20 protein-coding genes and 2 pseudogenes are annotated in these 22884 nt (G+C 53.4%); 17 read left to right on the forward strand and 5 right to left on the reverse strand.

The features are described 5' to 3' along the window. Positions 1–2: 2 nt before the first annotated feature. From ACZ1HF_RS05130 to ACZ1HF_RS05140, 3 genes are read right to left on the reverse strand one after another with little or no spacing between them, the layout of a single operon-like run. The gene (locus ACZ1HF_RS05130; RefSeq protein WP_472656494.1) at positions 3–827 is read right to left on the reverse strand and encodes a DUF6537 domain-containing protein; all 825 of its coding nucleotides are present in this window, start codon (positions 825–827) and stop codon (positions 3–5) included. Then, entirely contained in the window at positions 760–1077 is a 318-nt protein-coding gene (locus tag ACZ1HF_RS05135) for a hypothetical protein (RefSeq protein ID WP_472656495.1), read from the reverse strand. Before ACZ1HF_RS05135 ends, ACZ1HF_RS05130 begins: the two co-directional genes overlap by 68 nt. After that, the gene (locus ACZ1HF_RS05140) at positions 1050–3410 is read right to left on the reverse strand and encodes an indolepyruvate ferredoxin oxidoreductase family protein (protein WP_472656496.1); all 2361 of its coding nucleotides are present in this window, start codon (positions 3408–3410) and stop codon (positions 1050–1052) included. The genes ACZ1HF_RS05135 and ACZ1HF_RS05140 overlap by 28 nt, the downstream gene beginning before the upstream one ends. Positions 3411–3556: 146 nt before the next feature. On the opposite strand from ACZ1HF_RS05140, the gene ACZ1HF_RS05145 reads away from it, so the two are divergent. From ACZ1HF_RS05145 to grxD, 5 genes and pseudogenes are all read left to right on the forward strand, one after another. Next, a complete protein-coding gene (locus ACZ1HF_RS05145) occupies positions 3557–4465 on the forward strand; it encodes a LysR family transcriptional regulator (protein ID WP_472656497.1) in 909 nt (302 codons plus the stop codon). A 284-nt stretch (positions 4466–4749) separates the two neighbouring features. Further along, positions 4750–6051 (forward strand): sensor histidine kinase, encoded by a 1302-nt coding sequence (locus ACZ1HF_RS05150; protein ID WP_472656498.1) that lies wholly within the window; start codon positions 4750–4752, stop codon positions 6049–6051. Positions 6052–6135: 84 nt separating this feature from the next. Next, positions 6136–8294: pseudogene (gene purL, locus ACZ1HF_RS05155) on the forward strand (phosphoribosylformylglycinamidine synthase subunit PurL). Between the two features lie 67 nt (positions 8295–8361). Then, a complete protein-coding gene (locus tag ACZ1HF_RS05160; protein ID WP_472656499.1) occupies positions 8362–8604 on the forward strand; it encodes a BolA/IbaG family iron-sulfur metabolism protein in 243 nt (80 codons plus the stop codon). A gap of 5 nt (positions 8605–8609) precedes the next feature. Next, the gene (gene grxD / locus ACZ1HF_RS05165; protein ID WP_472656500.1) at positions 8610–8972 is read left to right on the forward strand and encodes a Grx4 family monothiol glutaredoxin; all 363 of its coding nucleotides are present in this window, start codon (positions 8610–8612) and stop codon (positions 8970–8972) included. A 59-nt stretch (positions 8973–9031) separates the two neighbouring features. On the opposite strand, the gene tkt is transcribed toward grxD, so the two are convergent. Then, a complete protein-coding gene (tkt, locus tag ACZ1HF_RS05170) occupies positions 9032–11050 on the reverse strand; it encodes a transketolase (RefSeq protein WP_472658981.1) in 2019 nt (672 codons plus the stop codon). A gap of 200 nt (positions 11051–11250) precedes the next feature. On the opposite strand from tkt, the gene ACZ1HF_RS05175 reads away from it, so the two are divergent. The 12 genes and pseudogenes from ACZ1HF_RS05175 to ACZ1HF_RS05230 all read left to right on the forward strand — a co-directional run bounded on the left by ACZ1HF_RS05175 (position 11251) and on the right by ACZ1HF_RS05230 (position 21923). Then, positions 11251–11715: a hypothetical protein gene (locus tag ACZ1HF_RS05175; protein ID WP_472656501.1), complete on the forward strand. Its 465-nt coding sequence runs from the start codon at positions 11251–11253 to the stop codon at positions 11713–11715. Continuing rightward, on the forward strand, positions 11708–12091 hold the full coding sequence (locus tag ACZ1HF_RS05180) for a cell division protein ZapA (RefSeq protein WP_472656502.1): 384 nt from the start codon (positions 11708–11710) through the stop codon (positions 12089–12091). The genes ACZ1HF_RS05175 and ACZ1HF_RS05180 overlap by 8 nt, the downstream gene beginning before the upstream one ends. A gap of 155 nt (positions 12092–12246) precedes the next feature. Then, entirely contained in the window at positions 12247–13245 is a 999-nt protein-coding gene (gene gap, locus ACZ1HF_RS05185) for a type I glyceraldehyde-3-phosphate dehydrogenase (protein ID WP_472656503.1), read from the forward strand. Positions 13246–13280: 35 nt separating this feature from the next. Next, complete coding sequence (locus tag ACZ1HF_RS05190; protein WP_472656504.1) at positions 13281–13424, forward strand: hypothetical protein; 144 nt, start codon at positions 13281–13283, stop codon at positions 13422–13424. A gap of 102 nt (positions 13425–13526) precedes the next feature. After that, positions 13527–14531, forward strand: coding sequence for a type I glyceraldehyde-3-phosphate dehydrogenase (gap, locus tag ACZ1HF_RS05195; protein ID WP_472656505.1), 1005 nt, complete (start codon positions 13527–13529; stop codon positions 14529–14531). A 69-nt stretch (positions 14532–14600) separates the two neighbouring features. Beyond that, entirely contained in the window at positions 14601–15779 is a 1179-nt protein-coding gene (locus ACZ1HF_RS05200) for a phosphoglycerate kinase (protein WP_472656506.1), read from the forward strand. 68 nt (positions 15780–15847) lie between these two features. Further along, on the forward strand, positions 15848–16627 hold the full coding sequence (locus ACZ1HF_RS05205) for an SDR family NAD(P)-dependent oxidoreductase (RefSeq protein ID WP_472656507.1): 780 nt from the start codon (positions 15848–15850) through the stop codon (positions 16625–16627). A 102-nt stretch (positions 16628–16729) separates the two neighbouring features. After that, positions 16730–17659, forward strand: coding sequence for a class I fructose-bisphosphate aldolase (locus ACZ1HF_RS05210; RefSeq protein WP_472656508.1), 930 nt, complete (start codon positions 16730–16732; stop codon positions 17657–17659). A gap of 182 nt (positions 17660–17841) precedes the next feature. After that, entirely contained in the window at positions 17842–18144 is a 303-nt protein-coding gene (locus tag ACZ1HF_RS05215; RefSeq protein WP_472656509.1) for an FtsB family cell division protein, read from the forward strand. Between the two features lie 108 nt (positions 18145–18252). Beyond that, positions 18253–19248 carry a pyruvate dehydrogenase (acetyl-transferring) E1 component subunit alpha gene (gene pdhA / locus ACZ1HF_RS05220; protein ID WP_472656510.1) on the forward strand — a complete coding sequence of 332 codons (996 nt, stop codon included), beginning with the start codon at positions 18253–18255 and terminating at the stop codon, positions 19246–19248. A gap of 16 nt (positions 19249–19264) precedes the next feature. After that, the gene (locus ACZ1HF_RS05225; RefSeq protein WP_472656511.1) at positions 19265–20626 is read left to right on the forward strand and encodes a pyruvate dehydrogenase complex E1 component subunit beta; all 1362 of its coding nucleotides are present in this window, start codon (positions 19265–19267) and stop codon (positions 20624–20626) included. Positions 20627–20638: 12 nt separating this feature from the next. Then, positions 20639–21923: pseudogene (locus ACZ1HF_RS05230) on the forward strand (pyruvate dehydrogenase complex dihydrolipoamide acetyltransferase). Positions 21924–21982: 59 nt separating this feature from the next. On the opposite strand, the gene cysE reads toward ACZ1HF_RS05230, so the two are convergent. Continuing rightward, entirely contained in the window at positions 21983–22792 is an 810-nt protein-coding gene (gene cysE / locus ACZ1HF_RS05235; protein ID WP_472656512.1) for a serine O-acetyltransferase, read from the reverse strand. Positions 22793–22884: the final 92 nt, after the last annotated feature.

Below are 22884 nucleotides of genomic sequence, written 5' to 3' on the forward strand. Positions count from 1 at the left end.
GATCACTCCGCCGCCTGTTTAACGGGCGGCTGATCCAGCATCGCCAGCAGTTCCTCGCGTCGTTTTGCGGCTTTGTGCTCATTAGCTTGCTTAACCGGGCCAAATCCGCGGATTTGAAGGGGCAGCTCAGCAAGGGCAATCGCGGCCTCCTGATTTTGGGCCGTGGCGAAACGCTTTGCATCCTCTTGATATTGCTTAACCAAGGCCCGCTCCATTTTGCGTTCAGGGGAATAACCAAACACGTCAAATGGTGTACCACGCAGACCTTTCAGACGGGCAAGTATCCGAAATGCCCGCGCTATCCACGGGCCATATTCCCGTTTGAGCGGACGTCCGTTTGCACCTATCTTGCTGAAGATCGGCGGGGCCAGATGATAGGTCAGGCTCAGAGCGCCATCGAATTCGGCACGGGCTTTTTCCTCTGTTTTCAGATGCAGACGTGCGACTTCGTATTCATCCTTATAGGCCAAAAGTTTGTGATATCCCTTGGCAACGGCTTCGCGCAGAGCCGGGTTTTCAAACTGATCCACCAAAGAGCGATAGCGTTTGGCAAGACGTTTGTTTTGATATTGCGTCAAATGATCTGCCCGAAATTCGATCTTGTCCTCCAACGTTTTCGGCAGGTGGACTATCTTGGCCTCAAGCTGTTTCGCAGCATCCTCGGGATACAGGGCCGCCCAACGCCCAAGCTCAAAAGCTTTCAGGTTTTTATCGGGCGCAGCACCGTTTAGCTTAATCGCCCGTGCGATGGCCTCATGACTAAGCGGGATTGTGCCCCGCTGCCAGGCTGCACCGAACAACATCATGTTGGAAAAGATAGAGATCACCCATCAGTGTTTTGGCAAGATCAGACGCATCAAAGAACGATACGTCCCCTTTAAGCTTTGCCTCAAGCGAGACTTTCAGCCGGTCCGTCGGCAGGGTGAATTCGGTGTTTTGAGTGAAATCGCCTGTGATGATTTCATGGCTGTTGACCACAGCCTTTGTGCGTCCGGTCTGCATCAGGCCAAGCGTCTTGGCCCCCGCAGAGACCACAAGATCGCCGCCAATCAACGCATCGCATTCGCCAGTTGCCACGCGAATGGCCGAAATGTCTTCCGGCGTATTTGCCAGACGACAATGGATATGAACCGCCCCCCTTTCTGGGCAAGACCTGCCATTTCCATCATCCCCGCGCCCTTGCCATCTATATGCGCAGCCATCGCCAGCACTGCGCCAATAGTCACAACACCAGTGCCGCCAACACCCGTAATTACCACATTATGGGTGCCATTTATGGCTGGCAGATCGGGCTCAGGAAGGTCTGGCAGATCTATTTCCGCAGTTGCCTGTTTCTTGATCTGCGCTCCTTGGATGGTCACGAAAGATGGGCAGAAGCCATTGACGCAGGAAAAATCCTTGTTGCAGGACGACTGGTCAATTGCGCGTTTGCGCCCAAGCTCGGTTTCGGCTGGAACGATGGACACACAATTCGATTGCACCCCACAATCCCCGCACCCCTCACACACATCTGTATTGATGAAAACGCGCTTGTCAGGGTCAGGGAAAAGCCCGCGCTTACGACGGCGGCGCTTTTCAGCAGCACAGGTTTGCACATAAACAATTGCTGATACACCTTTGATCTTACTGAAATTTTCTTGCACAGATGGCAGTTCTGCTCGTTCATGTGTTGCAATGCCTGCCGGGAAGGCCTTGAAATCAACATCTTCCTTTTCGTCATAGACCAACGCGATGTTTTGCACGCCCATGGCGCGCAGCTCGGCTGTGATGCGAGGCGCGTCAAGCCCGCCTTCGTTCCCCTGCCCGCCTGTCATGGCAACGGCATCATTATAGAGGATTTTATAGGTGATATTCGTCCCGGCGGCCAAAGCCGCACGGATGGCTTGCGCGCCTGAGTGGTTATAGGTGCCATCACCCAGGTTCTGGAACACGTGGTCGCGGGTTGAAAACGGGGCTTCCCCGATCCAATTCGTGCCCTCACCGCCCATCTGCGTGAAGCCGACGGTATCGCGGTCCATCCATTGGACCATGTAATGACAGCCGATCCCCGCATAGGCACGAGACCTGTCAGGAACTTTGGTCGATGTATTATGTGGGCAGCCCGAACAGAAATACGGCAGGCGGGCTGCGATGTCTTGCGCGTTGTCGGCGCGTTTGGTTTCTGCCAGCATCGCAAGACCCGCTTGAATACGATCCGTATTGCGACCTTCTTCAATTAAGATTTTCCCAAGCTTCTCAGCAATATCAATGGGATCAAGGGCATAGCGGGTCGGGAACAGTTCCAGCCTGCGGCCATTTTCCCATGTATCGCCTTTGTGCCAGCCATAGACCCGGCGACCCCGTCGGTCATCAAAAATGGCTTCCTTGACCTGTACTTCAATCAGCTTGCGCTTCTCTTCCACAACAATGATCAGATCCAGACCTTCGGCCCAATCATGGAACCCATCCATTTCAAGTGGCCAGACCTGCCCGACCTTGTAAGTGGTCAGACCAAGGCGTTCGGCTTCAACCTCACCAATCCCCAAAAGCGACAGGGCGTGGGTCAAATCCAGCCAGTTTTTACCTGCCGCGACAAACCCGATTTTGGCCCCCGGCTTGCCCCAGACCCGTTTGTTGATCTTGTTTGCCTTTGCAAACGCCTCTGCGGCGAAGCGTTTGTGATCAATCATCCGCGCTTCCTGAGCAACCGGGGTATCAACAAGGCGGATATTCAAACCATCATCTGGCATCGGAAAATCGGGTAAAACAAAGGACATTCGGTCCAGACGACCATCCACAACGGCGGTTGCCTCGATCGTGTCCTTCATGGTTTTCAGCCCGACCCAGACGCCTGCAAAGCGGCTCAGCGCCCAACCATAGAGCCCGTGGTCCAGAATTTCCTGCACCCCGGCGGGCGACATAATGGGCATATAGGCATCCACCATCGCCCAATCGGACTGATGTAAGGTTGTCGAGCTTTCGCCGGTATGGTCATCCCCCATCGCCATGAGCACACCACCATGGGGTGATGTGCCGGCCATATTGGCATGGCGCATCACGTCGCCGGAACGGTCCACGCCGGGCCCCTTACCGTACCACAGGCCGAACACGCCGTCATAACGGCCCTCCCCGCGCAGCTCGGCTTGTTGTGCGCCCCAGATGGCCGTGGCGGCCAGGTCTTCGTTCAGACCGGGTTGAAAGGTCACTTGCGCTTCAGCAAGCTGCTGTGCGGCCCGCGTCATTTGGATATCGACCGCCCCAAGGGGCGAACCGCGATATCCCGTGACCAGACCTGCTGTATTTAACCCGGCGCTGGCATCGCGGACATGTTGCATCAGAACCAAGCGCACCAGCGCCTGTGTCCCATTCAGCAGAACCGGGGATTTCGTCAAATCGAACCGGTCAGTCAGACTTATGTCTTTGTTGATCATAGCGCTCTCCCGATTTGACCTTATTATAGGTCAAAAAAGCTGACCTACAAAATAAAAACTTTTGACGCAGTTTGATTGCAGGCCATGTAAAACATAAGTTACGGAGCAGTCGTGTAAGCGTTCAAAATTGAAACAGTTGGTATGTCATGGATTGGGATAAGCTTAGAATATTTCACGCAGTCGCTGATGCTGGCTCTCTGACCCATGCGGGCGATGTGCTGCATCTGTCGCAATCCGCTGTATCACGCCAGATCAGAGCACTTGAAGAATCGCTTAGTGCGACCCTGTTTCACCGCCATGCGCGCGGGCTGATTCTAACCGAACAGGGCGAGTTACTGTTTGATGCAACACGGTCCATGACCAAGCGGCTTGACGCCGCGGCGGCCCGTATTCGAGATAGCGAAGAGGAAGTTTTCGGAGAACTGCGTGTCACAACAACCATCGGCTTTGGCTCGCTCTGGCTGGCACCGCGCCTGTCAGCGCTCTACGCGGATTTTCCGGATCTGAACATCAACCTGATGCTTGAAGAACGCGTTCTGGACTTACCGATGCGCGAGGCCGATGTCGCCATCCGTATGAAAGAGCCAAGCCAAGCCGATTTGGTGCGCAAGCGGCTGATGAGTGTGAAGATGCGCCTTTATGCCAGCCAATCCTATCTGGACAGCAAGGGCGTTCCGGAAACAATGGATGATCTGCAATCCCACCGCCTGATCTGTCAAAACATCAATTCGGAGCAAGTCAGCGCCGGCGCGATGATGGTGCGCGAATTGATGAGTTATGATCCTCCGTCCCTGTTAACGGTGAATAACTATTTTGGTGTCTTGCAAGCCGTTCTGAACAATCTGGGTGTGGGCGTCCTGCCAGATTACACGGCAATTGATGAGCCAAGCTTGATCAGGGTACTTGAAGATTTTGAATCGAATGAAGTCCCGGTTTTTCTAGCCTACCCCGAAGAACTGCGTCAATCCAAACGTATTGCCGCCTTTCGTGACTTCGTTGTGCGCGAAATTACAGCACAAAGGAAAAAGGCGCAAAGCGCGCAAGCCGCTCAGTAATTCAGCAGATATGCAACAGTCGCATAACCGTTATGCGACTTAAAAGAGCGATTTTCCTTGAACCAACGCAATCAGATCACTACCTGCACAATCAGGCAGCAGCTTTGCTGGTGTCTACCTCCCTGTTGGACTTCGGCCGAGCTTTATGCTCGGCCTTTTTTTGTCGTTTACATGTGTTAACGGTTTATAATCATTTTTAATGGTATGACCCTCATACTCGGCTGTTTTCATAAATGAGGGGCCGTATGCAAACTGCGCCACTAAAACGAGCCGGGTAAACAACTATGGACTTGCGGGATTTTCAGCAGGAGGCCGATGTTGTAAAGGGGTTGTATAGCCTCAAAAGTATAGAATTCACCTCTCGCATATTTTTGCTGGGGTTTCCCATCGTTGGGATCGCACTGTTCCTGCATCTTTACCTGCCGCTCCTTTGGTATGCCGTATATTATTCGATTGTCGTGATCGTTTATCGGCTGGTTCAGCTCTTCGCGAAAAAACCAACGAAAAAACTCTACCAGATCATTGTCTTGTCAGAGACTATACTTCAGGCAATCTACCTTATGCTTCCGATCTATTTCTGGTCACTGCCTGTGCCGCTGTTAAACGCCGGGGCGATTGCGATGATGATAGGCGCAATGCTGAACGCATTGTCCCAGCATTGCCGTTTGACATCCTTTGCCATCATTGATGGCGGACTTATGTCAGTTGTCATCATATATCTTGGGGCGGATTTCATGATTAATAGCGAAGATGCCCTGAAGGGATATATAGGCTTCGGATTTGCGGTCGCCTTGTCTTTGTATTTCATCGTGACACTGGCTGAAGTTTTTGCAACCAGACGGGCCCTTGAAACAGCCACCAAGATGGGTGTGGAAGCTCAGAAAATTTCGGCCATCGGGCGGCTGACCGCAGGTGTTGCCCATGATTTCAACAACATACTGACGGTCGTGATGGGCAATCTAGACCTGCTACGCGAAGTCGATGATATGGACGAGAAAAACGCATTAGCCGGTCAGTCTTATGATGCAGCGAAAAGGGCTTCCGTTCTGACATCGCAGCTTCTTGCCTTTTCCCGTCAGGTTCCCTTGATTGCACAAACTGTTGCCTTGCCTGATTTTCTGAACAGTTTTTCAGAACTGGCAAGAGGAATGCTGCCACGCAACATTGCACTTGAGATGCCTCTGCACCCCGGATTATGGTCGGTTCGTGTTGACAGTGATCAATGCCAGACAGCGCTGCTGAACCTGATGATCAACGCTGTCGATGCGATGCCCGATGGTGGCACAATCACCTTAAGCGCCCGCAATACAACAGCCCCTGACGGTATCAGCGGTGATTTTCCAGACGGGCCTTATGTGCTGATTGAATTGCGCGATGAAGGGGAAGGCATTCAGCCTGAAAATCTGGAAAAGGTTTGTGAGCCATTCTTTACCACAAAACCGGTGGGCAAAGGGTCAGGCCTTGGGCTATCGATGGCGAAGGGCTTTGCCGAGCAATCAGGCGGTGCGCTGTTTATAGAAAGCACATCTGGCAAGGGCAGCGCCATCTCAATCTTATTACCAGCTGACGTGGCATCAGGCACGTAGCAACCTGATTTCGGCGGTATCCCCCTTTCCCCTCGTGCGCGCCTGTCATAAGAGGTTGTGGCACAAAAATGAGGGATATCACCAATGCAGGATCCTGCACTTACCGATGATATAATTGCAGCACATGGGCTGAAGTCAGACGAATACGCACGCATTCTGGAGATCATCGGGCGGGAGCCAAGTTTCACTGAGCTTGGCATTTTCTCAGCTATGTGGAACGAACATTGTTCCTATAAATCCTCTAAGAAATGGCTGCGGACCCTGCCGACCGACGGACCGCAGGTTATCTGTGGGCCAGGCGAAAATGCAGGTGTAGTGGATATTGGTGATGGCCAAGCGGTGGTCTTCAAGATGGAAAGCCACAATCACCCCTCTTATATTGAACCTTATCAGGGCGCAGCAACAGGCGTGGGGGGTATCCTACGCGATGTGTTCACTATGGGCGCGCGCCCTATTGCGGCGATGAATTCGTTAAGCTTCGGCGCCCCGGATCATCCCAAAACGCGCCAGCTTGTCTCGGGCGTCGTGGCGGGGATCGGCGGGTATGGTAATTGCTTTGGTGTGCCAACCGTTGGCGGTGAGGTTCGCTTCCATCCGGCCTATAATGGCAATTGTCTGGTGAATGCCTTCGCTGCTGGCCTTGCCGATGCGGACAAGATTTTCTACTCTGCCGCATCAGGTGTCGGCATGCCCGTAGTCTATCTCGGGGCAAAAACCGGGCGTGACGGGGTTGGCGGGGCCACCATGGCTTCGGCTGAATTTGACGACACGATCGAAGAAAAGCGCCCGACCGTTCAGGTTGGCGATCCTTTCACTGAAAAACGCCTTATGGAGGCGTGTCAGGAATTGATGCAAACCGGTGCGGTGATCTCGATACAGGATATGGGCGCGGCTGGCCTGACATGCTCTGCTGTGGAAATGGGTGACAAGGGCAGTCTTGGCGTGCAGCTAAATCTGGATGCGGTGCCAGTGCGCGAAGAAAGCATGACCGCTTATGAGATGATGCTCAGCGAATCACAGGAACGGATGCTGATGGTTCTTAACCCTGCCCTCGAAGCCGAGGCAAAAGCAGTGTTCGACAAATGGGATCTTGATTTTGCAATCGTCGGTGAAACCATTGCCGAGGATCGTTTCCTTGTTCTGCATGGCAATGAGATCAAAGCTGATCTGCCTCTGAAAGCCCTGTCCGGCACGGCCCCCGAATATGATCGGCCATGGGTGGAAACCCCTGCGCACGATGCTTTGGAAGACATACCGCAAGTCGATGCTATTGATGCGCTGAAAGCCCTGATCAGCAGCCCCAACTACGCCCGCAAGCAATGGCTGTGGGAACAATATGACAGTCAGGTTATGGCCGATACAGTGCTTGCACCCGGCGCCGGGGCTGGGATTGTGCGCGTTCACGGCACCAACAAAGCCTTGGCATTCACCTCTGACGTGACCCCGCGTTATGTGAAGGCAAACCCATTTGAAGGCGGCAAGCAAGCCGTCGCAGAAGCCTATCGCAACCTGACCGCCGTGGGCGCTTTGCCCTTGCCACCACAGACAACCTGAATTTCGGCAACCCCGAAAAACCCGAGATCATGGGGCAATTCGTCGGTGCCATAAAGGGGATTGGTGAAGCCGTCGCCGCATTGGATATGCCAATCGTGTCGGGCAATGTGTCTTTGTATAATGAAACCGATGGCTCCGCCATTCTACCAACGCCTACGATCGGTGCTGTGGGTCTGATTGACGATGTCGATCATGTGATCGCCGGTCAGGTCCGGGAGGGGCATCTGGCCATGATGGTCGGCGAAACCCAAGGGCATCTGGGGCAGTCTGCCGTTCTGGCCGAAGTTTTCAACCGCGAAGACGGCGATGCGCCTTCCGTAGATCTGGCTGCCGAAAAAGCCCATGGCGATTTCATCCGGGCCAACCGGGACTGGATTGATGTGTGCACGGATCTGTCTGACGGGGGGCTTGCCTTGGCTGCATTTGAGATGGCTGAAGCTGCTGGCGTTGGTCTGGTTCTTGACGATGACACAACAGCAATAGCCTTTGGCGAAGATCAGGGGCGTTATCTGATCGCTTGTTCCTATGACAAGGCAGAGGCTTTGATGATTGCCGCAGGACAAGCAGGTGTGCCGATGCAAACGGTTGGCAAATTCACCGGCAGTGCCGTTAAAATCGGAAGCTCAGAAGCCCCTCTGGAAGAGCTGAGCGCGCTTTACCGCGACAGCTTTGAGACCGCCGTGGGATAAAGGTGCCTTGTCACCCCTACGAAGGCCCCCTATTTCTGTTACAGATGACAAAACAGGACCCTGCCCCATGGCCATGAAAGCTCAGGAAATCGAAGACCTGATCCGTGAAAGTTTTCCGGACGCCAAAATCATCATTACCGATCTGGCCGGTGACGGAAACCACTATGCGGCCGAGGTGATCGACGAAAGTTTCCGAGGCCAGAACCGAGTACAACAACAACGCGCCGTCTATGCATCGCTAAAAGGCAAGATGGACGGCGCCAATGGCGAGCTACACGCGCTGGCTCTTACAACAAAAGTTCCGGAGTAATCAAAATGACCGATACCGCGACACAAATCAAAGACACTGTGACTGCCAACGAAGTTGTGCTGTTTATGAAAGGTACAAAGTCCATGCCGCAATGCGGGTTCTCTTCCAAGGTTGCTGGCGTGCTGAACTATATGGGCGTCGAATTCTCGGACGTAAACGTGTTGGCCGATGACGCCATGCGTCAGGGGATCAAGGATTATTCCGACTGGCCAACGGTCCCGCAGCTTTATGTCAAAGGCGAATTCGTTGGTGGTTGCGATATTGTTACCGAGATGACACTGTCTGGTGAGCTGGATACATTGTTCGATGAAAAGGGCGTCACCTATGACAAAGACGCTGCGGAAAAAATCCGCGAAGCAAACGCGTAAGAGCCGCACCCATAAAAAAGCCCGGCCTTAACCGGGCTTTTTCTTTAATTGCAAAGCGATTAACGCAGAAGGTCACGCACTTTTTGTGCTGTTTCTTCCGCCGTAATACCAAAGTGCTTATACAAGGTTCCCGCCGGGGCTGACGCACCAAAGCCATGCATCCCGACGAAACCGGACTTCTCTCGCTTTCCGCGTTCACCGAATAGCCAACGATCCCAGCCAAAGCGAATACCGGCTTCAATTGCCACCCGAACAGGTCCGGCGGGTAGAATTTTGCGGCGGTATTTTTCATCCTGCTCTTCGAATATTTCCCAGCATGGCATCGATACGACGCGGGTGCCGATACCATCGGCTTCCAGCAGCTCTTTTGCAGCAAGTGCTATTTCGATCTCGGACCCCGTGGCCAGTAAAATCGCCTGCCGTTTGCTGACGGCTTCGGCCAAAACATAGGCCCCCATAGCAACCTGATTTTTGGTTGTGTGGTCCGTGCGGACGGTCGGCAGCCCCTGACGGCTGAGTGCCAGAACGGAAGGCGTGGATTTAGAGCTGAGCGCGACCTCCCATGCTTCAGCGGTTTCAACCGCATCGGCGGGGCGGAATACGTTGATATTCGGCGTTGCGCGCAGCATGGCAAGATGTTCAACCGGCTGGTGCGTCGGGCCATCTTCACCAAGACCAATACTGTCGTGCGTCATCACATATGTGACCGGTACGCCCATCAGTGCAGACAGACGCATTGCCCCACGCGCATAATCCGTGAAGCACATGAAGGTTCCACCGTAGGCCTTTATGCCACCATGCAAATTCAGGCCATTCATAGCAGCGGCCATACCGTGTTCGCGCACGCCATAATACATATAGCGGCCCTTGCGGTTATCGGGAGAAAACACGCCCATATCGGCGGTCAGAGTGTTGTTGGATCCTGTCAAATCCGCTGAACCACCAAATGTTTCGGGCATAATAGGGTTGATAACTTCCAACGCCATTTCCGACGCTTTGCGCGTCGCAACTTTTGGTTTGCTCTCGCTGATCTGCTTTTTCAACGCCTTGATCGTCGCGCTCAGCTTTTTCGATGGCTCGCCCGCCATGATACGGGCAAATTCGTTCTGCTTGTTGCTCGACATTGCGGCAAGCCGGTCTTCCCAGGCCTGACGCTCTGCCTTGCCGCGTGCGCCGATCTTTTCCCAAGCGGATTTCACGTCTTTCGGGATCTCAAACGGCCCGTAGGACCAGCCATAAGCGTCGCGTGTATCCTCAATCAGCTTTGCATCGGTCAAAGCACCGTGGCCTTTCGATGTATCCTGCGCCGATGAGCCAAGGGCGATATGAGTCTTGCACGCAATCATCGAAGGTTTACGCGATTTCTTGGCCTTTGCTATGGCCTCATCAATCGCCTGAGGATCATGGCCGTCGATCTCGATCACTTGCCAACCGGACGCCTTGAACCGCATGACCTGATCGGTTTTGTCAGAAAGTTCGACCGTGCCGTCGATGGTAATGTTGTTATTGTCCCAAAGAACAATCAGACGCCCCAGCTCATGCTTACCAGCAAGCCCGATGGCCTCCTGACTGACGCCTTCCATCAGGCAACCGTCACCTGCGATGACGTAAGTGTGGTGATCCACCAGTTTGCGGCCAAGGCGCGCACGTTGGACTTCTTCGGCGATGGCAAATCCTACCGAGTTTGCAATGCCCTGCCCCAACGGTCCGGTTGTCGTCTCTATGCCCTTGGCATGGCCGTATTCCGGATGGCCTGCCGTTTTGGCCCCCAACTGGCGGAAATTCTTGATCTCTTCCAGCGTCATATCCTCATAGCCCGTCAGATATAGCAAAGCGTATAACAGCATAGAGCCATGGCCCGCAGACAGGATGAACCGATCTCGATCCGCCCAGTCCGGTGCAGAGGCATCGAATTTCAGATGCTTCTCGAACAGGACAGTCGCCACATCAGCCATGCCCATAGGCATACCGGAATGACCCGAATTCGCGGCGGCAACCGCGTCCAATGTCAGTGTGCGGATCGCACAGGCCTTGTTCCAATGTTCAGGATGCTTTTTGCGCAGGCTGGCAATATCCACGATCAGTGTCCCCTTTTGTCCAGGCAAGTTATGCCTGTCCCATACCAGCGTTAGCGCGAAGTTCAAGCAGATCGCCGCGACTTGGTGCTTCTCGTGCGGAAAGGGGGCGCAATTTGGTGTCGGCTTGGTTAAAATAATCTCGGACGATAAAAAAACGATCTCGACCAAGAGGCCGGACAAAAACGACCCAGGGGGCATATATGACGGACATCACAGAGCTTGAGGGACGGATTGCATCCGCCCTTGACCGAATTTCACAAGGCATCGAGACCCGCAGTGCTGCACCCGCAAGTACAGCAGACAGCGACGAGCTACGCGAAGATCTGGAAATTGAGCGCGCCACGAATGCAAAACTCGTTGCATCCCGCGAACAGATGACGGCCCAGGTAGAACGGCTGGAGACGCGGGTAGAACGGATGGCAACGCGGCTTGACGCGATGGACTCTGAAAACACGCGGTTACAAAACGTGATCGCATCCCTTCATGATAGTAACGCTAAACTGCGTGACGCCAATACGAACAATCAGGGTTCGCCCGATATGATCAACAGCGCCCTGAGCAATGAGTTGGATGAGCTGCGCGCGATGCGCAAAGCGGATTTAGCGCAGATGGATGAAATTCTGGGCGAGCTGGCCCCTATGCTGAAAGAGGTGCGGGATGCCTGAAGTAGATATCGAAATTGGCGGGCGCGTTTTCCAAGTCACGTGTCAGACGGGGGAAGAGCATTTTCTGCAATACGCTGCAAAACTTCTGGACAATGAAGCCTCTACTCTGGCCGAGCAAATTGGCCGCATTCCCGAAGCCCGGATGCTGCTGATGGCAGGCTTGATGCTGGCGGATAAAACGGCGGGTCTGGAAGAACAGGTTCGCGAAGCTGGCAAACGTCTGGAAGCTCAGGCCGCAGAGCTGGCCGCGCTGAAAGCGGCCCCGCCTCAGAAGGTCGAAGTTCCTGTGATCCCCAGTGCCGTGACAGATAGTCTTGCAGAACTTGCCGCCCGTGCCGAGGCTTTGGCGGACCGAGTCGACAGCTCTGCGGCTTAAGCATGTAATTGATGACAATGCGTTATCGCTAACATCGGCCAAGTCTTGCCAAGCGCGCAAATGTTAACGCTAACGTATTGTTAAAAAACGAAAACTGAACTTCTCAATAAGAAGCCGATGCCCTATAACGCACCTGTAATCAAGAGGTGCATGGTATGACGGTGACAGTTGCAATCAATGGGTTTGGTCGGATCGGGCGCTGTACGCTTGCGCATATTACCGAAGCCGCCCGCAATGACGTGCAGGTGGTCGCCATCAACGCGACGGGTCCGCTTGAGACAAACGCACATCTTTTGAAATATGACAGCGTCCATGGCCGCTTCCCCGGCGACATCAGACTGGACGACGGTAAGATGGATTTGGGCCGGGGGCCGATGAAGGTTTTCTCGACCTACGATCCGTCAGAGCTGGATTGGAATGGCGTGGATGTCGTGCTGGAATGCACCGGAAAATTCAACAACCGCGAACAGTCGGCGATCCACCTTGAGCGCGGGGCAAGCCGTGTCCTGATATCGGCCCCTGCCCGGAATGTGGACCGCACGGTTGTCTATGGCGTAAACCACCGCGATCTTGAGCCTGCCAACAAGGTTGTCTCAAACGGGTCTTGCACGACAAATTGTCTGGCGCCTTTGGCGAAAGTTCTCAATGATGCCATCGGTATTGAACGCGGCATTATGACGACCATTCACAGCTATACCGGCGATCAGCCGACATTGGACCGCCGTCATGATGATCTGTACCGGGCGCGGGCCGCCGCAATGGCGATGATCCCGACATCAACCGGGGCCGCCAAGGCGTTGGGCAAAGTCCTGCCCGAGCTGGCAGGCAAGCTTGATGGAACCGCGCTGCGGGTGCCAACCCCAAATGTATCCGCCGTTGATCTGACCTTTGAAGCTGGCAAAGACGTAACTGTTGAGGACGTCAACGCGGTCGTTGCCGAGGCGGCAAATGGGCATATGGGGGCTGTCCTGTCTTATGATCCGGAACCGAAAGTCTCGATCGACTTCAACCACACATCCCATTCCTCGATCTTTGCGCCAGAGCAAACCAAGGTTGTAGGTGGGCGTACTGTTCGGGTACTGGCTTGGTATGATAATGAATGGGGGTTCTCTTGCAGAATGGCCGATGTTGCCGCTGCAATGGGGCGTCTTTAGATACCAAACCGGGCGATTTGCCCTGAGAGATGGGCATGACGAACCGCATTGCTATTGTTCTGGGTCTTCTGGTTATTGGCGGCTTTGCCGTTGATTATTTTTATTTCGATGGAGAGCTTCCGGTTTTTCTTGGTAAAAAGCTTGCAGCCTTAATCGAATACATGGCGTTTTGGCGCTGATGGATGATCAATTCGAGGCCCGCGTGGTTGACGTTATGTAAGAAATCGCTTTGTTAGCGTTAACGGCAGTCTTGCGCACCCAACTCAAACCCGGAGGTTTTCATGTCAGTCAAAGTAGCAATCAACGGATTTGGCCGCATTGGCCGCAATGTCTTGCGCGCCATCATTGAGTCTGATCGCAAAGATATCGAAGTTGTCGCCATCAATGATCTTGGCCCCGTCGAGACCAACGCGCATTTGCTGCGGTTTGACTCGGTCCATGGTCGTTTTCCACATGAAGTCACAGTGCGTGGCGATACGATTGATGTCGGACGTGGCCCGATTGAAGTGACCGCCATTCGCAACCCTGATGATCTGCCATGGGCTGACGTTGATATTGTGCTGGAATGTACCGGTATCTTCACTTCGAAAGAACAAGCGCAAATCCATCTGGAAAACGGCTCGTCCCGTGTCCTGATTTCTGCGCCAGGCAAAGGGGCTGACAAGACAATCGTTTATGGGGTGAATGACGACACGCTTACTGCAGAGGACATAATCGTTTCAAATGCGTCATGTACCACGAACTGTCTGACCCCTGTTGCAAAGGTTTTGCAGGATAATATCGGCATCGTGAAAGGGTTCATGACGACGATCCACAGCTATACCGGGGACCAGCCGACGCTTGATACGATGCACAAGGACCTCTATCGCGCGCGTGCCGCAGCGATGAGCATGATCCCGACCTCGACAGGGGCTGCCCGTGCGGTCAGTCTGGTTATGCCCGAACTGGAAGGAAAGCTGGATGGTGTCGCCATTCGCGTCCCCACCCCCAATGTCAGTGCAGTGGATCTGACCATAGAAGCTGCACGCGACACAAGCGTCGAAGAGATCAACCAACTGATGCGTGATGCGGCCTCAAACGGGCCGCTTGTTGGCGTGTTGGGATATACCGACGACAAGCTTGTCTCGATGGATTTCAACCACGATCCGCATTCATCCATCTTTGCCTCGGACCAAACCAAGGTATTGGAGGGCCGCATGGTCCGTGTCCTGAGCTGGTATGACAATGAATGGGGCTTCTCGTGCCGTATGGCGGATACGGCTGTTGCAATGGGCAAGCTGCTTTAATCAAAGCAAGATTACCTTCGGACGGAAGGTATTTTGGACAGATGATTAACCCAAAGCGCGGAGATCAGCATGCCTTGGAAAACACTTGATGAGATGGATTTATCCGGCAAACGGGTGTTGGTGCGTGTCGATATCAATGTCCCGGTCGAAGATGGTCAGGTCACGGATACGACCCGCATTGATCGGATTGTCCCAACGGTCAGCGACATCTTGGCCAAAGGCGGCAAGCCGATCCTGATTGCGCATTTTGGGCGACCCAAAGGCAAGGTTGTGCCTGAAATGTCGTTACGCATCACCCTGCCCGCGCTTGAGACGGCTTTGGGTCGCAAAGTGACTTTTGTGGATGGGAATTACGGTGACGCCGTCGCGGCAATGGCAGAGGGCGACATACTTCTTCTGGAAAACCTGCGTTTCAATCCGGGCGAAGAGAAGAACGATCAGGGCTTTGCGCAACGTCTGGCCTCGCTGGCGGATATCTATGTGAATGATGCATTTTCTGCTGCGCACCGCGCCCATAGCTCAACCGAGGCTATTGCCCGGCTGCTGCCCTCTTGCGCGGGACGGCTGATGCAGGCCGAACTGTCTGCGTTAGAGACAGCCCTTAGCGCGCCAAAACGTCCGGTGGTTGCTGTTGTTGGCGGGGCTAAGGTATCCACCAAGCTAGAGCTTCTGGGAAATCTTATCGACAAGGTCGATGTCATCGTTATCGGCGGCGGGATGGCAAACACTTTTCTTGCCGCACGCGGGTACGAAATCGGGACATCGCTGGCCGAGCGGGATATGATCAATACGGCACAAGAGATTGAAAAGAAAGCGCAAGCTGCGGGCTGCACACTGCAACTTCCAGCAGACGTTGTTGTTGCGACAGAATTTAAAGCAGGTGCCGAACACAAGACGGTCCCTGCGACCGACTGCCCCGCAGACATGATGATCCTTGATGCCGGCCCGCAAACTGTTGCAGATATGATCGAACAGTTCGAGCAAGCAAAAACCTTGGTCTGGAACGGCCCGTTAGGCGCGTTTGAGATAACACCTTTCAACATGGCGACAGATGCCGCAGCCCGCGCTGCGGCGCGGCTGACACGGGACGGCAAATTGATAACCGTCGCAGGCGGCGGAGATACTGTTGCAGCCCTGAACGGGTCAGGGTCTGCAAAAGACTTCACCTATATTTCAACCGCAGGTGGCGCCTTTCTGGAATGGATGGAAGGCAAAACCCTGCCCGGCGTTGCGGCGTTGGAGCAGTGACGTAACGCTTTTGTTTTCGTGCGCTACGGTCGCCGTATAAGGGGCTCTAGCGAAGCAGGAGACAGATAATGACCAAGACATATACGCTGATTACCGGGGCCTCGGAAGGTATCGGAAAGGAACTTGCCTGGTTTGCCGCTCGTGATGGGCGCAATGTTATCCTATCCGCGCGATCTGAAGACAAGCTGATCGAACTTGCTGAGACGTTGCGCAAAGACTTCAATGTCGAGACTGTCGTCCTGCTTGCTGATCTATCTGACACGTCCGCAGCGCAAACCCTTTGGGAGAAAGCAACCGAGGGCCGCACGGTCGATACGGTTGTGAACAATGCAGGCCTTGGTCGCAACGGCGCTTTTGCCGACGGCGATTGGGATCGCGAACTGACCTCCATCAACGTCAACCTGCTGGCGCTCACCGATCTGATGAAACGCGCTATCCCCCATATGAAAGAGCACGGTAAAGGGCGTATCCTGAACGTCGCCTCCACTGCCGCTTTCATGCCCGGTCCCGGCATGGCTGTTTATCACGCCACAAAGGCCTATGTTCTAAGTCTGAGCGAAGCCGTTGCAGAAGAGCTTCGCGGGACGAATGTAACTGTTACAGCGCTCTGCCCCGGGGCGACGCAAACCGATTTCTTCGACCAGGCTGATATGCACGATGTCCGACTTATCAAGATGGGCAGGTTAGCAACGGCAAAGCAGGTCGCCGAAGCCGGGTGGACCGCCATGCGGGGTGGACACCGTGTCGCCGTTCATGGGGGTATCAATAAGCTGTTCGCCTTCCTGCCCCGCATAGTGCCCCGCAGCTTTGTCGCTGTCATCGCTAAGCAGTTTCTTGCCCGCACCTGAACAGCTGCTAAATTCCCGAATAATGTTAGCGCCACCATTGTTGCGTGCCACTCCTATCCGCTTTAGACGCAGCTTCATGTAGTTAAAAATGAGGTTGATCCTATGCGTGCCACCCGAGTTGTTCAGAAAATCCTGTCGAATTATGAAGGCGAGACGCCTGGCGTGAAAGCCAACCTGTGTCGCATGTTGATGAACGGTAAATTGGGCGGCACCGGAAAAATGATCATTCTTCCTGTGGATCAGGGTTTTGAACATGGACCCGCACGATCCTTTGCGCCGAACCCACCGGCCTATGATCCGCACTATCATTATCAGCTTGCCATTGATGCAGGGCTCAACGCTTTTGCCGCCCCTTTGGGAATGCTGGAGGCCGGGGCAGATACGTTTGCAGGACAAATTCCCACCATTCTGAAGGTGAACTCGGCCAACTCACTGCATCCATCCGAGTCTGCGAAGACACAGGCGATCACCGCCTCCGTTGATGACGCGCTGCGTGTGGGCGCAGGGGCAATTGGATTTACCATTTATCCCGGCTCCTCTGCCGGGTTGACCATGTTTTCGGACATTGCGGAAATGCGCCGCGAAGCTGCTGCAAAAGGGATTGCAACTGTGATCTGGTCCTATCCGCGCGGCGAAGCGCTGGACAAGGATGGCGAGACTGCTATCGATATCGCGGCCTATGCCGCGCAGATTGCGGCACTGCTGGGCGCGCATATTATCAAGATTAAACTGTCTACGGATCATCTATCTCTGCCTGAAGCCAAAAAAGTCTATGAGGCGGAAGGTATCAACATCTCAACCCAAGCTGCCCGCGTTGCTGATTGCATGCGATCTGCATTTGATGGCCGCCGCATCGTGGTCTTTTCGGGCGGGTCCAAGAAAAGCGCAGACAGCGTTTATGATGATGCGCGCGCCATCCGCGATGGCGGTGGGAACGGGTCAATTATCGGGCGGAACAGCTTCCAACGGGACCGCGCAGATGCCATGGATATGCTCAATAAGCTGATGAATATCTACAAAGGCAAAGAGTGACATCATCTATGACTCACGCTGTTTTGCAATAAGAGTCCGGAACAAGAGAACGTAGCCAGACCAATGGGATAAAGAGTGATCTTTATTTCATAAAGGGGATTCACAAACCGATTCGGGTATGCCATGATCCATGAAAGCTATCCAGGACGAGATGGCATCACAGGCAAAGTGGTAGACCAGATATGAATGCGATACGGAAATCCCCAGGACTGACGCCCCTGCTGATCTTTTCGGTTCTGTTTTGCATGGGGGCGTATTTTACTTTCGCCGCTGTTCAGGGTGATTTTGGTATTTTCAGGCGTGTTCAGGTCGAAGCAGAGATTGACGTGTTGAAAGCTGAAATGCAAAGCCTGTCCCAAGATGTTGCCGTGATGGAAAACAAAACCCGCAGATTGTCGGATAACTATCTTGATCTTGACCTTCTTGATGAACAGGCTCGTGACGTACTGGGCTTGATGCGTGCAGATGAAATCCTCATCCGCTGACCGCGGGTTTTGAAACCGCGCAAAAATTTCCTGATGAATTCCCCGCCAAACTCTGATAAGAATTAGTTTAACGTTAAACCAATTATCTTGCGGGAGGGGGCGTTTCTCGTGGCTGTCAAGAAAAACACAAAGAAATCAAATGTTTCGAAGGAAGACCTGCTATCCTACTATCGGGATATGCTGTTGATCCGCAGATTCGAGGAAAAGGCCGGTCAGCTTTATGGCATGGGTCTTATTGGCGGGTTTTGCCATCTCTACATTGGCCAGGAAGCGGTTGTTGTTGGCTTGGAAGCCGCAGCCAGTGAAGGCGACAAACGCATCACATCTTATCGGGATCATGGCCACATGTTGGCCTGTGGTATGGACCCTAAAGGCGTTATGGCAGAGCTGACCGGGCGCGAAGGTGGCTATTCAAAAGGCAAAGGCGGCTCCATGCATATGTTCTCGAAAGAGAAGCATTTCTATGGTGGACACGGTATTGTTGCCGCTCAGGTTCCACTCGGGGCCGGGCTCGCTTTCTCGGATAAATATAAAGGGAATGACCGCGTAACATTCACATATTTCGGAGACGGGGCCGCAAATCAGGGTCAGGTTTACGAGACATACAATATGGCAGAGCTTTGGGATTTGCCTGTCGTGTTTGTCATTGAGAATAACCAATATGCGATGGGCACCAGCGTAAAACGCTCAACCAAGTCGCCTTCACTTTGGGAACGAGGTGCCGCCTATGGCATTGAGGGCGAAGAGGTCGACGGTATGGACGTTCTTGCCGTCAAAGAAGCGGGCGAAAAAGCAGTTGCACACTGCCGTGCGGGCAAAGGTCCCTATATCCTTGAGGTCAAAACCTATCGATATCGCGGGCATTCCATGTCTGACCCGGCCAAGTACCGCACACGCGAGGAAGTTCAGAAAATGCGTGATGAGCGGGACGCGATTGAACATGTACGCGACATGCTTCTGACAGGAAAACACGCAACCGAAGATGATCTGAAAACCATCGATAAGGAAATCAAAGGCATCGTGAATGAGGCCGCCGAATTCTCGAAAGAAAGCCCGGAGCCAAGCCTCGACGAGCTCTATACCGACATTTATGCAGATGCTTGAGCGGGAGATTTAACCAATGGCTACTGAAATTCTAATGCCCGCCCTATCCCCCACCATGGAAGAAGGCACATTGGCAAAATGGCTGGTCAAAGAAGGCGATACCGTTTCATCCGGTGACATACTGGCAGAAATTGAAACTGATAAAGCGACGATGGAATTCGAAGCGGTGGACGAAGGTATCATCGGTAAAATTCTGATCGAAGCTGGTAGCGAAGGGGTCAAGGTCAACACGGCCATCGCAGTTCTGGTTGAAGATGGCGAAAGTACCGATGACATTCCGGCCGTGTCTGCCGCACCTGCGGCGAAGTCTGAGCCGGCATCTGAACCCACGTCTGCCCCAGTGGCTCCTGCTGCTATTGTTGTACCGGAAGAGGCAGACATACCCGCTGGAACCGAAATGAAATCAACCACGGTCCGCGAGGCCTTGCGCGATGCCATGGCTGAAGAGATGCGCAGCAACGAAGATGTCTTTCTTATGGGCGAAGAGGTCGCACAATACCAAGGCGCTTACAAGATTTCCCAAGGTCTGTTGGATGAGTTCAGTTCAAAGCGGGTTATCGACACACCAATTACAGAGCATGGCTTTGCAGGTATCGGCGTGGGGGCTGCATTTGGCGGGTTACGACCTATTGTCGAGTTCATGACTTTCAACTTCGCCATGCAAGCTGTTGACCAAATTGTAAATTCTGCCGCTAAGACGCTTTATATGTCTGGTGGCCAGATGGGGTGCCCGATCGTTTTCCGGGGCCCTAACGGGGCCGCCGCTCGCGTGGGCGCTCAACACTCTCAGGATTATGCTGCGTGGTATATGCAAATCCCCGGCCTGAAAGTGGCAATGCCCTATTCTGCCGCTGATGCGAAAGGTTTGCTGAAAACGGCTATCCGTGACCCGAACCCTGTGATTTTTCTGGAAAACGAAATCCTTTACGGACAAAGCTTTGATGTCCCCGTTCTGGATGATTTCACCGTTCCATTCGGCAAGGCAAAAATCTGGCGCGAGGGCTCTGATGTTACAATCGTCAGCTTCGGGATTGGTATGAAATACGCATTGGACGCTGCTGATAAGCTGTCTGAAGAAGGGATCAGTGCTGAGGTTATCGACCTGCGAACTTTGCGGCCGATGGATACGGCAACCATTCTTGCAAGTGTTCAGAAAACCAATCGGTGCATCACCGTCGAAGAAGGCTTCCCGCAAGGCTCTGTCGGTAATTACATCAGTTCAGTCATCATGCAGCATGCGTTTGACTACCTCGATGCGCCAGTCATCAACTGTACCGGCAAAGACGTCCCGATGCCTTATGCTGCCAATCTTGAAAAGCTGGCATTGACCACAACCGAAGAGGTTATCGATGCAGTCAAGCAAGTCACTTATCGATAGGGGAAAATGAGAATGCCAATCCAAGTACTCATGCCCGCGCTATCCCCCACTATGGAGGAAGGCACACTCGCGAAATGGCTTGTAAAAGAGGGTGATACCGTCAGTTCCGGCGACCTTCTGGCCGAAATCGAAACAGATAAAGCGACAATGGAATTTGAAGCCGTTGACGAAGGCGTCGTGGGCAAGATACTTGTCGCCGAAGGCTCGGAAGGTGTGAAGGTTAACACACCAATTGCGGTTTTGTTGGAAGATGGCGAAAGTGCAGACGATATTGGCGAGACAGCTGCTTCATCAGAACCTGCACCGCCTGCAGCAACTACCAGCGCGGCACCTCAACCTGCCAGCCAAGCGTCTACACCTGCACCAGTGACGAAACCCGAACAGGGTGATCGCATCTTCGCCTCCCCTCGCGCGGCGTATCGCAAAGGACAAGGGACTCGACCTGAGCGCCATCAAAGGCTCCGGTCCGAAAGGGCGCATCGTGAAAGCAGACGTGCTTAAGGCCAAGCCAGGCGACACGCCCGTAAAAACAGCTAAAGCACAAACGACATCTGCTATTAGTGCCGGCCCTTCAACTGAAATGGTTCTAAAGACCTATGCGGATCGTGAATATGAGGATGTTCCGCTCGACGGTATGCGCAAAACGATTGCTGCCCGTCTGACCGAAGCCAAGCAAACCGTACCGCATTTCTACCTGCGCCGGGATATTCAACTGGACAATTTGTTGAAATTCCGCGCTGAATTAAACAAAACACTTGATGCCCGCGGCATTAAACTCAGCGTCAACGACTTCATAATCAAAGCCTGTGCTCTTGCTTTGCAACAGGTCCCTGATGCAAATGCTGTCTGGGCTGAAGACCGCATCCTCAAGCTCAAGCCGTCTGATGTCGCGGTTGCCGTGGCCATTGAAGGTGGGCTGTTCACCCCGGTACTCAAAGACGCAGAGACTAAGTCGCTTTCCACCCTATCTGCCGAGATGAAAAACCTTGCGACCCGCGCACGTGATCGCAAATTGGCACCGCATGAATATCAAGGGGGAAGCTTCGCAATCTCAAACCTTGGGATGTTCGGCATCGACAATTTCGATGCCATCATCAACCCACCCCATGGCGCAATTCTTGCCGTTGGTGCTGGCACCAAAAAGCCAATTGTCGGAATGGATGGGGAACTCGCTGTCGCAACTGTAATGTCGGTAACGCTGAGCGTGGATCACCGTGTGATCGACGGTGCGCTTGGTGCGAACCTGCTTCAAGCTATCAAAGATAACCTGGAAAATCCGATCTCCATGCTGGCATAGGGCATATATAGCTTGTTTGAGGGCAGTTTGCCCTCAAACTCGAAGACAGGCAAATCCTATTAATTATCGCTGCTTAAAAGCTGATCCATACTGATAGACGGCTGCGAACACCCTGCTTCACCGACAATCTTGGCCGGTACACCTGCAACAGTTTTCATCGGCGGAACAGGCTCCAGAACAACGGACCCAGCCGCAATACGCGAACAATGCCCAACCGTAATATTACCAAGAACCTTTGCCCCGGCCCCGATCAAAACGCCATTGCCGATTTTGGGGTGCCGGTCATCATCTTCCTTGCCCGTTCCACCCAAAGTCACCGAATGCAGCATCGAGACATTATCACCAACGATAGCTGTTTCACCGATGACAATTGAATGCGCATGATCGATCATAATACCTTTTCCAACACGCGCCGCAGGGTGAATATCGATCCCGAAGACCTCACTGACCCTCATCTGTATGAAATACGCCAGATCACGACGCCCCTGCTCCCACAACCAATGGCCCACGCGATAAGCCTGTATCGCCTGAAAACCCTTGAAGTATAACAAAGGTTGAATAAGCCTATGGCAGGCAGGGTCACGGTCATACACAGCAACAATATCAGCCCTGGCAGATGCTCCAAGATCAGAATCCGACGCATAGGCCTCATCCGAGATTTCGCGCAAGATCTGCTCTGACATCTCTCCGGAAGACAGCTTTTGGGCCATCCTGTAAGCTAATGCGCGCTCCAAATTCGCATGATGCAGAACCGAACCATGGACAAGACCACCAAGCAAAGGCTCGGCAATAATTGCCTCCTCGGCCTCGCCAGTGATGCGTTGCCAAACCGGATCAACCTCTTTCACATTAGGACGTGTTCTGGCCATCGTGCTTTCCAATCTTTTGCATTCTATTACAACAGATGGTCAAAGACAGCCATATTGAAAGGCGCATTGTCGACAAACTTGTGATCGGCAGC

It is taken from the genome of Litoreibacter sp. GN1-5 (assembly GCF_055693805.1).